General features: G+C 77.0%; 10 protein-coding genes and 1 pseudogene. 6 read left to right on the top strand and 5 right to left on the bottom strand.

Annotated features, from left to right (window positions below):
* Positions 1 to 86 precede the first annotated feature (86 nt).
* Positions 87 to 770 (top strand): dihydroxyacetone kinase subunit DhaL, encoded by a 684-nt coding sequence (gene dhaL / locus ACZ7JZ_RS07900; protein ID WP_470935226.1) that lies wholly within the window; start codon positions 87 to 89, stop codon positions 768 to 770.
* Entirely contained in the window at positions 767 to 1,198 is a 432-nt protein-coding gene (locus ACZ7JZ_RS07895; RefSeq protein WP_470934430.1) for a PTS-dependent dihydroxyacetone kinase phosphotransferase subunit DhaM, read from the top strand. Before dhaL ends, ACZ7JZ_RS07895 begins: the two co-directional genes overlap by 4 nt.
* A gap of 587 nt (positions 1,199 to 1,785) precedes the next feature.
* On the opposite strand, the gene ACZ7JZ_RS07890 is transcribed toward ACZ7JZ_RS07895, so the two are convergent.
* On the bottom strand, positions 1,786 to 2,160 hold the full coding sequence (locus ACZ7JZ_RS07890) for an RNA-binding S4 domain-containing protein (protein ID WP_470934427.1): 375 nt from the start codon (positions 2,158 to 2,160) through the stop codon (positions 1,786 to 1,788).
* Between the two features lie 303 nt (positions 2,161 to 2,463).
* Between ACZ7JZ_RS07890 and modA the strand changes: the two genes are divergently transcribed.
* From modA to ACZ7JZ_RS07875, 3 genes are all read left to right on the top strand, one after another.
* Positions 2,464 to 3,279, top strand: coding sequence for a molybdate ABC transporter substrate-binding protein (modA, locus tag ACZ7JZ_RS07885; RefSeq protein ID WP_470934424.1), 816 nt, complete (start codon positions 2,464 to 2,466; stop codon positions 3,277 to 3,279).
* A gap of 165 nt (positions 3,280 to 3,444) precedes the next feature.
* Positions 3,445 to 5,463 carry an ABC transporter permease gene (locus ACZ7JZ_RS07880; protein ID WP_470934421.1) on the top strand — a complete coding sequence of 673 codons (2,019 nt, stop codon included), beginning with the start codon at positions 3,445 to 3,447 and terminating at the stop codon, positions 5,461 to 5,463.
* Between the two features lie 132 nt (positions 5,464 to 5,595).
* Complete coding sequence (locus tag ACZ7JZ_RS07875; protein ID WP_470934418.1) at positions 5,596 to 6,306, top strand: DUF4328 domain-containing protein; 711 nt, start codon at positions 5,596 to 5,598, stop codon at positions 6,304 to 6,306.
* A gap of 22 nt (positions 6,307 to 6,328) precedes the next feature.
* Here the strand turns inward: ACZ7JZ_RS07875 and ACZ7JZ_RS07870 are convergent, their stop codons facing one another.
* On the bottom strand, positions 6,329 to 8,443 hold the full coding sequence (locus tag ACZ7JZ_RS07870) for a SpoIIE family protein phosphatase (RefSeq protein WP_470934415.1): 2,115 nt from the start codon (positions 8,441 to 8,443) through the stop codon (positions 6,329 to 6,331).
* Between the two features lie 422 nt (positions 8,444 to 8,865).
* Positions 8,866 to 10,119: pseudogene (locus ACZ7JZ_RS07865) on the bottom strand (DUF6777 domain-containing protein); the annotation flags it as partial.
* A 154-nt stretch (positions 10,120 to 10,273) separates the two neighbouring features.
* Here ACZ7JZ_RS07865 and ACZ7JZ_RS07860 point away from each other — a divergent pair.
* Positions 10,274 to 11,569 (top strand): streptophobe family protein, encoded by a 1,296-nt coding sequence (locus ACZ7JZ_RS07860; RefSeq protein WP_470934412.1) that lies wholly within the window; start codon positions 10,274 to 10,276, stop codon positions 11,567 to 11,569.
* A gap of 58 nt (positions 11,570 to 11,627) precedes the next feature.
* Here ACZ7JZ_RS07860 and ACZ7JZ_RS07855 read toward each other — a convergent pair whose 3' ends face one another.
* Positions 11,628 to 12,617: a serine/threonine-protein kinase gene (locus ACZ7JZ_RS07855; protein WP_470934409.1), complete on the bottom strand. Its 990-nt coding sequence runs from the start codon at positions 12,615 to 12,617 to the stop codon at positions 11,628 to 11,630.
* Entirely contained in the window at positions 12,617 to 13,303 is a 687-nt protein-coding gene (locus ACZ7JZ_RS07850) for a hypothetical protein (RefSeq protein WP_470934407.1), read from the bottom strand. Before ACZ7JZ_RS07850 ends, ACZ7JZ_RS07855 begins: the two co-directional genes overlap by 1 nt.
* Between the last annotated feature and the right edge of the window lie 6 nt (positions 13,304 to 13,309).

Below are 13,309 nucleotides of genomic sequence, written 5' to 3'. Positions count from 1 at the left end.
GGGGCGGGGCGGCGTACGGGCGGTCCGGCCCGGGTCCCAGGCGAGGAGGCGGCAGGGTGCGCGACGCGGAGTTCTTCCGGAGCTGGATGGCGGCGGTCACGGCCGCCGTCGGGCGGGAGGCCGGGCGGCTGACCGAACTGGACTCCCCCATCGGGGACGCCGACCACGGCGCCAACCTGCTGCGCGGGTTCGCGGCCGTGGCGGCGGAGCTGGACGCGGAGCGGCCCGGCCACCCCGGCGGGGTGCTCCAGCTGGCCGGGCGGACCCTGATCTCCACGGTCGGCGGGGCCTCCGGGCCCCTGTACGGGACCCTGCTGCGGCGTACCGGCAAGGAGCTCGGGGAGGCCCCGGAGGTCTCGGACGACGCCCTGCGGCTGGCCCTGTACAAGGGGGTCGGCGCGGTGGCTCAGCTGGGCGGGGCGGCGCCGGGTGACGCGACGATGCTGGACGCGCTGGTGCCGGGGGTGGCGGCGCTGTCCACCTCGTACGCGGCGGCGCGGGACGCGGCGGAGCACGGCGCGCTGGCGACCGCACCGCTCCAGGCCCGCAAGGGCCGGGCCAGCTACCTCGGCGCGCGCAGCATCGGCCACGAGGACCCGGGGGCGGCCTCGGCAGCGCTGCTGTTCGCGGCACTGGCGGAGACGGCTGAGGCGGCGGACACGGCTGAGGCGACGGGGGTGGCTGGGACGGCGGAAGCACAGGGGCGCGGGCCGGGGGCGGATACGGGTACGGGCTCACGGACCGGTCCGGACTCGGGGGAGGCCGCGTGAGCGGGCCGGGGGCAGACGGGGGCGGAGCGCCGCTGGTCGGGATCGTGCTCGTGTCGCACAGCCGCGGGGTGGCCGAGTCGGTGGCGGAGCTGGCCCGGGGCCTCGCGGCGGGCGGCCGGCCGGTGCCGCTGGCCGCGGCGGGCGGCACGCTGGACGGCGGCCTGGGCACCAGCGCCGAGCTGATCGTGGCGGCGGCGCGGTCCGTGGACCGGGGCGCGGGGGTGGCCCTCCTGGCCGACCTCGGCAGTTCGGTGCTCACGGTGAAGGCCCTCCTGGCGGAGGGGGACGAGCTGCCCGAGGGCGCCGTCCTGGTCGACGCACCGTTCGTGGAGGGCGCGGTGTCCGCACTGGTCACGGCCTCCGCAGGGGCCGACCTGGCGGCCGTCGCCGCCTCGGCGGCGGAGGCGTACGCCTACCGCAAGGCGTGACCGGGCCGGTGAGGACCGGAACTGGGGCGGGCCGGCCCGGGAGGGGCGTGGCCGGGTCGGATACGCCCGTAAGCCCGGCCCGGTACGCCCGGAGCCGAGTCCGGCACGCCCGTAAGCGCGGCCGGGTACGCCCGGAGCCAGGTCGGGTACGCCTGGAAGCCGAGTCCGGTACGCCCGCAGCCAGACCCGGCGCGCCCGGAGCCAGGTTCAGGGCGCCCGCAAGCCCGGCCGGGCACGCCCGAAGCCAGGTCGGGTACGCCCGTAAGCCGAGTCCGGTACGCCCGTAAGCCGAGTCCGGCACGCCCGAAGCCGGGTCCCGCACGCCCGCAAGCCGGGTTCGGTACGCCCGTGAGGCGGGGTTCGTACGGGCACCTCACCCCGTCCCGGATGCGGGCGGGCCGGCCCCCGGCCGTCCGGCACGGCGGCCCGCGGTCAGGCGGTCCGCCGGAGCGGATCCGGGCCGCCATGATCTCGGCGGACCGGACCCCGGCGGACCGGGCCCCGGCGGTCCGCATCACGGCGGGCCGGGTCCGCTCCGCCCGGCCGGTCGGGTGGGACGCCCCTACCCGCACCGGCGTCCCGCCGGATCAGCGGCCGCGGAGGGCGTTCAGGTCGCGGCGTTCGCGCTTGGTGGGGCGGCCCGCGCCGCGGTCGCGCAGGCCCGTCGCGGCGGCCTCCGTGCGGGTCGGGGGCGGCGGGCTCTTGTCGATCAGGCATTCCGCGGCCACCGGGGCGCCGACCCGCTTCGTGACCACCCGCTGCACGATGACGATCCGCTCGCGGCCCTCGTGGAAGAGCCGTACCTCGTCGCCCGTCTTCACGGTCTGCGCCGGCTTGGCGCGGTCGCCGTTGACGCGGACGTGACCGGCCCGGCACGCGGCCGCGGCCAGCGACCGGGTCTTGGTGAGCCGGACGGACCAGATCCAGCTGTCGACGCGTGCGGAGGTTCCCTCGTCAGCCATGCCCGCACTCTAGCGCCCGCCCCCCGGGCGGTCTTTGTCGGAAACGACATACGCTGTAGCAATTGCCAGGCAGTTCGTCAGAAGACGATTGCACATGCGACATCAAAGGCCCTACCTTGTCGCACATGCGGCATCACCTGCCGCATGTCGCCCGGGTCCGGCCCGGCGGCCGCGACCCGGCCGCCGCCCGCTCCGCGCACCATCCGCTCCGTCACGCAGAGCCCGCACCGCCCGTCACCGGCGCCGCTCGTCCCGCCCCCGGACCGGTCCCGCCCGTCCGCCGCACCGAGGAGTCCGACCCTCATGTCCCCGATCACCACCCGCCGCGCCGCCGCTGCCGTCCTGACCGCCGCCCTGCTCGTCCCGCTGGCCGCCTGCGGCAGCGACAAGGCGGGCACGGACACCGCCGGTGAGGGCACCAAGTCCTCCCCGTCCTCCGACGCGCCCAAGGCCGCCTCCCTGACCGTGCTCGCCGCCTCCTCCCTCACGGACGTCTTCAAGGCGGCCGGCGCCGCTTACGAGAAGGCCAACCCGGGCACCAGGGTGACCTTCTCGTTCGCCGGCTCGCAGGAGCTCGCCGCCCAGGTCAAGCAGGGTGCGCCCGCCGACGCCCTGGTCACCGCCGACACGAGGACCATGGACGGGCTGACGGCCGAGCTGGCCGGCGCGCCGACCGTGATCGCCAAGAACCGCCTGGTCATCGCCACGGGCAAGGGCAACCCCTTCAAGGTCGGCGCCCTGAAGGACCTGGCGGACACCAAGCTGAAGGTGGTCCTCGCGGCGCCCGAGGTGCCGGTGGGCCGCTACAGCAGGAAGATCCTGGACGCCCAGAAGGTCGCCGTGAAGCCGGTGTCCCTGGAGCCGAACGTCCGCGCCGTGCTCTCCAAGGTGGAGCTGGGCGAGGCCGACGCGGGCCTCGTCTACAAGACCGACGCCGCCAAGGCCGCCGGGAAGGTGGAGGCCGTGGTGATCCCGGACGGGCAGAACGCCGTGGCCTCCTACCCGGCCGCCGCGCTGAAGCAGTCGAAGAACGCCGGTGCGGCCGCCGCCTTCGTGGCCTGGCTGAGCACCCCCGAGGCCCAGCAGATCCTGCGCGGGGCCGGCTTCCAGCAGCCGTAAGCGGGACCGGAGACGCGGGCGGGGGCGGGAGCCCGGGGCTCCCCCGGCCGCAGGCCCGCGCGCTCCGCGGCGGGGCCGCCCGCTCCGGGGGGACGGGCGGCCCCGCCGCGCTCGTATCCTCGCCCTGCCACGCCTTCCCGTACGACCGAACGCGCAGGAACCCGCATGAGCCCAGCACCCGACCCGACGCCCGCCCCGGCCGCGGCACCCGACCCGGCCCCGGCCCCCGGCCAGGCCGGGGTCCGCAGCCCCCGCAGGCCCCGCACCCGGCCGCCGCTCGCCCTGGCCCTGCCGGCCCTGCTGGCGGTGCTGTTCCTGCTGCTGCCGCTCGTCGGGATCCTGGTGCGGACGGCGTGGAGCGATCTCGCGGCGCACCTCACCACGCCGGGCGTGGTCGAGGCGCTGAAGCTCTCGCTCCTCGTCTCCGGCTGGTCGCTCGGGCTGTCCCTGGTGCTGGGCGTGCCGCTCGCCTGGCTGCTGGCCCGCGTCGACTTCCCCGGCAAGGCGGTGGTCCGCTCGCTGGTGCTGCTGCCGATGGTGCTGCCGCCGACCGTGGGCGGCGTGGCCCTGCTGCTCGCCTTCGGTCGGCGCGGGCTGCTCGGCCCGTGGATGGAGGACACCTTCGGGATCACCCTGCCCTTCCACACCTCCGGCGCCGTGGTCGCGGCCACGTTCGTGGCCATGCCGTTCCTCGTGATCAGCCTGGAGGGGGCGCTCAGCGGGCTGAAGCCGAGCTACGAGGAGACCGCGGCCTCCCTCGGCGCCTCGCCGGTACGGGTGTTCTTCACGGTCACCCTGCCCATGGTCGGCCCCGGCCTGCTGGCCGGCGCGGCCCTCACCTGGGCCCGCGCCCTGGGCGAGTTCGGCGCCACGATCACCTTCGCGGGCAATCTGCCCGGCACCACGCAGACCCTGCCCCTCCAGGTCTACCTGCTGCTCCAGGACGAGCCCGAGGCCGCGACCTCCCTGTCGCTGCTCCTGCTGGCCGTGGCCATGGCCGTGCTGATCGCCCTGCGCGGCCGCTGGACGGGCACCCCGGCGGCGGACCCGCGCCCCGCCCCGGAACCGCCCCCCGAGCCCGCCGCAGCCGGACCCGGACCGGAAGCAGCCCCGTCCCCCGCCCCCTCCGCCCCGTCGGCTCCCGCCGAGCGGTGGTCCCTGCACGCCGAGGTCAGCGGCTTCAACCGGCTCGCGCTCGACGCCGCGCCCGGCACCACCATCGCCGTGGTCGGGGAGAACGGCGCGGGCAAGACCACCCTCCTGCGGGCCCTCCTCGGCCTCACCCCGCGCGCACACGCGGAGCTGCGCCTCGGCGGCACCGACGTCACCGCACTGCCCCCGCACCGCCGCCAGGTGGCCTGGGTCCCGCAGGACGGGGCCCTCTTCCCGCACCTGTCCGCCCTCGCCAACACCGCGTACGGGCTGCGGGCCCGCGGGGTGCCGCGCGCCGAGGCCCGCCGCCAGGCCCGGGAGTGGCTGGACCGGCTGGGCGTCGGGGCCCTCGCCCACCGCAGGCCGGCCCAGCTCTCGGGCGGGCAGGCCCAGCGGGTGGCCCTGGCCCGGGCGCTGGCCGCCCGGCCGAGGCTGCTGCTGCTCGACGAACCCCTCGCGGCCCTCGACCAGACCACCCGGGCCCGGGTCCGGCACACCCTGCGCAGCCACCTGGGCGGCTTCGGCGGGGTCTGCCTGATCGTCACGCACGACCCGGTGGAGGCCGTGTCCCTGGCCGACCGGGTGCTCGTACTCGACGGCGGCGAGGCCCTCCAGGACGCGCCCCCCGCCGAGGTGGCCCGGCATCCGCGCTCCCCGTGGGTGGCCCGGATGCTCGGCAGCAACGCCTGGCCCGGCACGGTGGCGGACGGCGCGCTCGCCCTGGAGGGCGGCGGGCGGCTCGTCCTCGCGGACGAGGCCCCCGAGGGCTGCCGGGCCCTGGCGATCATCGCGCCCGAGGCGGTGGCCGTGTACCGGGAGCGGCCGGGCGGCAGCCCGCGCAACGTGTGGCCGGGCACGGTCCGCGAGATCACCGCGGTCGGCAGCCGGCTGCGCGTGCTCGTCACCTCACCCGAGTCCCCGGACCTCCTCGCCGAGATCACCCCGGACGCCGCCGCGGAACTCGGCCTGGCCGAGGGAACCGCCGTGTGGACCAGCGTGAAGGCCACCGAGACCACCCTCGTCACCCTCTGACCCGATTGCTCCCCGGCCTCCGGCACCTGGGACCGGACCCTGGGCTTCCTCGCAGGTCAGGGCTGCCGTAGGGTCCTCGGGCCCGCCACCGGCGGGACACCGACCGCGTACGTCCCCGGGGGGAACCCAGCCATGAACGCCGACACGACCGGAACCCTCCGGCCGCGCCCGCCCCTGCCCGTGCCCGCGGTCCGCGACCCGCGGACGCTCTCCTACTGGGTGACCGGCCTGCTCCTGCTGTCCGCCGGGGCGGTCCTGTTCTCCCTCTACGCGGGGGTCGTGGCGCACGAGTTCTACGGCTCGCAGTACACGGCGCAGGACCCGTGGTCGGAGGAGCGCTCCGGGGAGGTGGAGCGGCTGCTCCACCTGTCCGACGTGGTGCGCATGAACCTGCTGCTGGCGACCGGGGTCCTCTTCCTCGTCTGGTTCCGGCGGGTGCGGGCCAACGGGCAGGTGTTCGCGCCCGAGGGCTTCCGCCGTGGGCCCGGCTGGTCGCTCGGCGCCTGGTTCATCCCGGTGGTGAACCTCTGGATGCCGTACCGGATCTCCGTGGAGATCTGGACCGCGAGCACGCAGCTGCCCGCGGACGGGCGGCCGGCCACGCTGTCGCTCGGCACCGTGAACACCTGGTGGGTCCTGTGGACCGCGGGCACGATCACGGGCCTGGCCGGGCAGTACGCCCTCCGCGACACCGACGCGGACGCCTACGGGCGCGGCATGGAGACGCTGATCCTCGCGGACCTGCTGGACCTGGGTGCCGCGGCGGCCGCGGTCCTGTTCGTCCGCAGGCTGTCGGCCCTCCAGCACGTGAAGGCCGTGCAGGGGCCGGTGGCCCGGGGCTGAACGCGCAGCCCGCGGCCGGGACTCAGCCCGCCCCCGCCGTGACCTCGAACTCGCACCACACGCACTTGCCGCCGCCCCGCGGCTCCACGCCCCACACGTCGGCCAGCTGCTCGATCAGCATCAGCCCGCGCCCCGACACCGCCCAGTCGCCCGCCTCGCGGCGGCGCGGCAGGGCGCTGGAACCGTCCTCCACCTCCACGCGGATGCGGCCCTCCGGGGTCAGGCGCAGGATGACCTCGCCGCCGCCGTCGGTGTGGACGAGGACGTTGGTGACCAGTTCGTCGGCGGCCAGCTCGATCTCGTCGGCGCGGTCCGGGGCGCCCCAGGCGGCGGCCGCCGCCCGGACCAGGTGGCGGGCGGCCGTGGGGCCCTGCGGATCGCCCGGTTCCAGGTGCTGGCGCAGGGGTCCGCCGCCGCGGGGGACGACGGCCCCCTGGCGGCGCAGCAGGAGCAGGGCCATGTCGTCCCCGCCGCCCTGGTCGCCGACCAGGTCGCAGAGGGCGTCGGCGAGTGCCTCCAGGTCGGTCGGTCCCTTGCGGGTCGCTGCCATCAGCTCCCGCATCCCGAGGCCGGGGTCGGTGCCGGGCCGTTCGACCAGGCCGTCCGTGCACAGCACCAGGGTTTCGCCGGGGTGCAGCTCGAAGGCGGTGACGGGGTAGCCGGGCCCCGCCGGTCCCGGGCCGGTGTCCGCGCCTGCGGGCAGGCCCAGCGGGAGGCCGCCCGCGACGGCGATCCGGTGGCAGCTGCCGTCCCCGCGGCGCACCAGGGGGTCGAGGTGTCCGGCGCGGACCAGCTGGAGCAGTCCGGTGCCGAGGTCCACCTCGGCGTAGGTGCAGGTCGCGAACCGGTCCGTGTCCAGGTCGCGCAGGAACGCGGAGGCGCGGGCCATCGCCGCTGCGGGGGTGTGGCCCTCGGCGGCGTAGGCGCGCAGCACGATCCGGAGCTGGCCCATGACGGCGGCGGCGTCGGTGTCGTGCCCCTCCACGTCACCGATCATCACCCCGATGCGGTTGCCGCCCAGCGGGACCACGTCGTACCAGTCCCCGCCGATGTCCCGGCCCATCCGGGCGGCCCGGTAGCGGACCGCGATCCGGGCCCCGGGCACCTCGGGGATGCTCCGCGGCAGCATCGCCCGCTGGAGGCCCTCCGCGAGGTCGTGCTCCTGCTCGTACAGCATGGCCCGCTGGAGGCTCTGCGCGATGCCGCTGCCCAGGGCGACGAGCAGGTTGCGCTCCTCCGCGGAGAACCCGCCGGGCCGGGCGTAGAGCAGCCCCAGGGCGCCGATGGGGCGGCCCTGGGCGATCAGCGGCAGGTAGGCCCCGCTGCGCACGTCGAGGGGTTCGATGAACGGCCACAGCTGCGGGTAGCGCTCCTGGAACTCCTCCCGCTCGGAGAGGAACACGGGCTGGAGGGTGCGCACGGCCTCGCTCATCGGGAAGCGGGCGTCGATGCGCGTGTACTCGATCTCCGGGACGTACGAGCCGAGCTGCCCCTCCGCGACCAGGTGGATCCGGCCGCCGTCGACGACACCGAGCATCACGCTGACCGCCCCGAGGTGGCCCAGGGACTCGGGGTCCTTGAGGACCTCGGTGACGTCGTGGACGGTCCGGGCGTGGGCCAGGATCGCGCTGGTCCGGTCCACCACGCCCGTCATCCTGCGGCGTACGGCGGCCTCTTCGGCCCGCGGCGCCCGCCCGCCGCCGCACTGCGGGGCCCCGGCCTCGCGCGGGTCGAGGGAGGCGTCGCGGACGATGCCGATGATGCGGAACGGGCGGCCCGAGGGGTCGCGCAGGATGTGCCCCTGGATGTGGGTCCAGCGGGGGCGGCCGTCGCGCCGCCGGATCCGGAAGTAGGCCCCGTACTCGCTGCGGCCGTTCTTCAGGGCCTGGGAGACGCGGGCGTCGAGCCGGGCCTCCTCGCCGGGCGGGATCCGCAGCCGCAGGGAGGCGGCGGTGCCCCCGTACTCGCCGGGGCGCAGCTCGAAGACCTCGAGGGCGGTGGGGTCCAGGTGCATCTGCCCGCTGTCGAGGTTCCAGTCGAACGTGCCCATCCGGTTGAGCTGGAGGCTGCGGTCCGGTCGGGCCGGCCAGTCCTCCGGCGGAGGCGCGGCGCTCCGGGGCACTCCCCTGTCGGCCATGGAGCAACTGTCTCACCGATCCGCGGCTCCCGTCGGATCGGACGGGAGCCGCGGGCGGGTCAGGAGCCTTCGCCGGGGGGCGGGGGCTGCTCACCGGGGGGCGGTACCGCCGGGGAGGAGCCGGCCGGGGGCGGGTCGGCCGGGGAGGCCGGGACCTGCGCGGGGGCGGAGGAGGCCGGTGCCGCGGACTCCCCGGTGACCGCGGGGTCCTCGGTGGCCGGGGACTCCCCGGTGCCCGCCGGGTCCTCTAACGGCTGCTCGGGCGAGGGCACGGACGGGGAGTCCACGGCGGGCGGCTGCGCCACGGGCGGGCAGGGGTTCGGCGGGGTGGCGCCCTCCTGCACCGGCGGGGTCACGATCACGCTGCCGGAGAGCGACGGGCAGGGGGTGACGGGCGCGTACGGGACGACGGCGTCCGAGGGCGAATCGGCCGGGGAGGCCCCTTCGGAGTCCTCAGACGGCGGTACGGAATCGGACGGGGAGTCGGACGGCGAATCCGAGGGGGACGCCGAGTCCGAAGGCGAGTCGGAGGGGGACGCCGAGTCCGAAGGGCTCTCGGACGGGCTCTCGGACGGGCTCTCGGACGGGCTCTCAGACGGGCTCTCCGACGGGCTCGGGGAGGACGGGGTCACCGGCGGGGTCACCGGCACCCACGGCGAGGGCTTGGGCGGCGGCGGGACGGGCCGGTCGGGCCGCCCGTGCCGGCCGTGGTGGCGCTCGTACCACCGGTTGTCGCGCTGGTCGTAGATCACGAAGTTGTTGACGACCGTCACGGAGGGCGCGATCACGACCACGTCGACCTGCTGGTACGAGGCCCAGGGCGTGCCCCGCCGCTGCGGGTCGGCGCCCAGCGCCACGGGCGGCGTGAGCGGGTTGCCGCAGGCGCAGCGCACCCGCGGGACCCCGCGGCCGTCGACCATGACGGCCGTGCCGGCCTGGAGGACGGCCTGGTAGCTGGTCGGCCGGCCGTCCCGGTAGCCGTGGTTGGTGACCCGGGTGTCCGATCGGAGCTGGACCGCGGTGAGCGAGCGCAGGTACGCGGGCACCGCCTGGGGCTGGATGCCGAGGGCGGCGGCGAAGGCGCCGTTCTTGGCGGGCTGGGCCCCGAGCACCCTGACCTGCTTCTCGACATCGCAGCTGGCGACGTTCTTGGTCCCGCCGTACAGGCCGGGGGCGGCGCCGTCGACGCTGCGGGTGACGGTCTGCCCGGGCGGGGTGGGCCGGGTCGGAGGGCGGGCGGGGGCGGTGGTGGCCGGCTGCTGGGCGGCGGCGGGGGTGACCGTGGACTCGGTGTACGGGTCGGGGCCGGCGGCTGAGGCGGGCTGGAGGAAGATCTCCCCGCCGGCCTGCGGCTCCGAGCTCCCGCCGCCGCCGCGCTGGGTCAGGACCACCACGAGGACCACCGCGGCGACCAGGGCCAGGGCCGCGGTCGCCACCCTGGGCGCGGAGCGCCACCACGGGCCGCCGCGCCCGCCGCCGGACCCCGCGGGGCCCGCCGGTCCGCCGGGGCCGCCCGGTGCGCCGGGACCCCCGGGGCCGCCGCCCTGGGGCGGGGCCGGCGGGGGGCCGGGGGGCGGGGTGGGCGGGCCCTGGGCGCCGGGGCCCGACAGCGGGCCGGAAGGGGGGCCGGTGGGGCGGCCGCCGGAAGGCGGCGGGCCCGACGGTTGAGTGGTCATGGGCGGCTTCTTCCTGGCGGAGGATTCCGGTCCCGTGACGGGATGCGCCGGACTTCGTCACTCCTGCCGACCATTGTGTGCGCCATCCGGGTGAGGCCCGCAACCCGGGGCCGCCCGCCGCGCGGCCCGCCCGCCCCCTGCTTACGGTGGCACTGTGAGCGCAACCGCAGGAACCGCCCCCTCCGGACCGCGCGGAGCCGCCGTCCGGGGCTGGGCCGACGCACTGCTCGCCGTACTCGCCGGCTTCGCCGCGATGACCGTGGTGGCGACCGCCGGACTCCTCGCCGCCGGGGCGCGGGACCTGCCCGGCGGGGCCCTGCCCCGGGTGGTCGCGGCCGTGGTCGTGATGGCCGCGGGCGGATCGGTGGAGGTGACGGGCGGGGCCGGGTTCCTGGCCGGCGCGGACGCCTCGATCGCCCTGCTGCCGCTGTCGGTCACTCTGGCCGGGGCGCTGGCCGCGGGCTGGTTCCTCGTCCGCCCGCTGCACCACCGCGCGGTGGCGGGGGCGGGCGAACTGCTGCTGCGGGCGGTCCAGTTGGCCGTGCTGTGGCTGGCGGTCCTGGGTGCCTTCGCCGGTTTCGCCCGGCACAGCTTCGGGATCTCCCTGGGCGACAACCCCCTCGGGGAGCTCGGCGAGCTCTTCGACGCCTCCCCCACGGTCGGCTTCGCCGCCGACGTCCCGGCCACCCTCTTCTTCGGGCTGCTGTGGATCGCGGGGCTGATGCTGCTCGCGCTGCTGGTGTCCCGGCGGGCCCCGCTGCCCCCGCGGCTGGTCCGCTTCCACCAGGCGGTCCGGCCGGCGGCCTCCGCGATGGTCCTGCTGCTCCTGGCGTACGCGGCCGTCGGCCTGGTCGCCGGGGTGGTCGTGGCCCTGACCCGCGGGCACGCGGGCGAGACCCTCGCGGTCGTGCTGCTCGGGCTGCCGAACCTCGCCTGGACCGCCCTGACCCTCGGGCTCGGCGGGGCCTGGGAGGGCCGGGTGGAGGGCCCGTTCGGGCTGCCGATGCCCCAGGCCCTCGACCAGGTGCTGCGCACCCCCGAGCTCTCGCAGCTGGATGTGGGCGCCCTCGCGCAGTACGACGGCCGGGCCTGGTGGCTGGTGGTCGCGGCGGCGGTCCTGGTGCCCGCGGCGGGGTTCGCGGCCGCGGTGCGCTCCCCGGCCCGGATGCGGGCCTGGCAGCACGCGCTGCACCTCGCGGTGGCGCTGGGGCTGACCGTGCTGGCGGTCTGCCTGCTGGCCGGCGTACAGGCGCGGTTCGGCCTGTCGCTGATCGGCATCGGCGAGGTGGACGGGCTCGCCGGGCGGGTCGAGCTGCGCCCCGAGCTGTGGCGGAACGTGGGCCTCGGCGTGCTGTGGGGGGCGGTGGCCGGGTACCTCGGCGCCCTGCTGGCCCGCCCGGTCCGGCGGCGCGGCCAGACGGACCCCGCCGGTCCCCGCCCGCCCGCCTGACGGCTGCCGGTACGACCGCCCGTACGGCGGTACGGGCCTTCCGCCGCCCCCGGCTGGATCAGCCCCGCCCGGCGCGGAAGACCGGCAGCGCCCAGCGCGGGGGCGGGGGCGGGGGCCCGGACGGCCCTGTCGACCCGCCCGGCCCGCCGTCCCGGCCGGGCCGCTCCGGCGCCTGCCGGGCCGCGAGCCGCAGCGCTCCGGTGAACTGGAGGCAGCCGTCGAAGCGGTCCCCCGGCTCCTTGGCCAGGGCCCGCGCGAGCACCCCGTCCAGGGCGGGCGCCAGATCGGGCCGTACCGAGGTCAGCGGGGGCGGCAGCTCGTGCTTGTGGGCCCAGAGCACGGCGACGTCGTTCTCCCGCGGGAAGGGCGCGGTGCCCGTCAGCATCTCGAAGACCACGCAGCCCAGGCTGTACAGGTCGCAGCGCCCGTCCACCGGCTTCCCGTCGATCTGCTCCGGGGCCATGTAGTCGAGGGTGCCGACGATGTCGCCGATGTTCGTCAGCCCGCTCAGGGACAGGGACTTCTTCGTCAGGCCGAAGTCGGCGAGGTAGACGTGCTCGGGGTGCTCCTCGTCGGTGCCCGCGGCGACGAGGATGTTGCCCGGTTTCACGTCCCGGTGGACGAGGTCGTGGTCGTGGGCCGCGTCGAGGGCGGAGGCCACCTGGGTCGCGATCCGCACGGCGGCGGCGAGGGGCATCGGCCCGGTGCGGTCCAGCAGGGCGCGCAGGTCCTGTCCGGGCACGTACCGCATGGCGATGAACAGCAGCTTCTCGCTCTCGTCGGCCTCGAAGACCGGCACGATGTGCGGGTGGTCGATCGCGGCGGCCGCCCGGGACTCGTGGACGAAGCGGGCCCGGAAGGAGTCGTTGCGGGCCAGTTCGGGGGCGAGGACCTTGAGGGCCACGGTCCGGCCCAGCCGCACGTCGTGGGCGCGGTAGACCACGGCCATGCCGCCGCGCCCGATCTCGGCCTCGACCAGGTAGCCCGCGACCCGGCTGCCCGTGAGGTCGTACGGCAGCCTGCTGTCCTCGCGCCCGGGTGCCCCCATCACCGCTCACCGGGGGCGGTACCGGTGCCCTCCGGGGACACGACGCGGGTCGGCGCGTGCCCCTGCCGGCCCGCGGCGGGCACCTCGGTGCCCCCGGCGGGCTCCTCCGCGGGGGGCTCGACGCGTACGGGCACGGGGGCGGACCCCGGGTCGGGCCCGGCGGCGGGGAGGCCGGCGGCTGCGGCTCCGGGCCCCTCGGCGGCGTAGGTGGTGATCCGGACGCCGTCCCCGTACATCCAGCGCGCGGCGGCTTCGTCGTACAGCCAGACCGATTCGCCGTCGACGACGATCCCTGCGCGCAGTCCGCGGGTGGCGCGCCGGAAGCCCTCGCCGTCGGTGCGGCCGGCCGCGAGCTCGTCCGCGGCCCGCCCGTAGCGCTCCAGGGACTCCGCGCAGCGGGCGAGCAGCGGCCGGAGGTCCTCGCTGCGGCCCAGCGGGCGCCCGCCCGTGGGCGGCGGGCGGGGTACGGCGACCAGGAGGCGGCCGTCCACCCAGGCGGACCAGCCGTTGGCGCAGAGGATCTCCCCCCATTCGCCGCGGCGGGCCAGGAGCTGGACGGGGAGGAAGGGGTCGAGGGGGGTGGTGGGGCGGGTGAGGTCGGGCGCCTCCCAGGCGGGCAGGCCGTCCTGGGGGACGACGTGCGTGGGCCGGAACTCGGGTGCGGGGAACTCCGCCGGTTCGCTCATTCCGGC

It is taken from the genome of Streptomyces sp. NPDC038213, assembly GCF_055600495.1.
The sequence above is the reverse complement of the archived record's forward strand: the minus strand, read 5'-3'. Positions and strand labels throughout refer to the sequence as shown.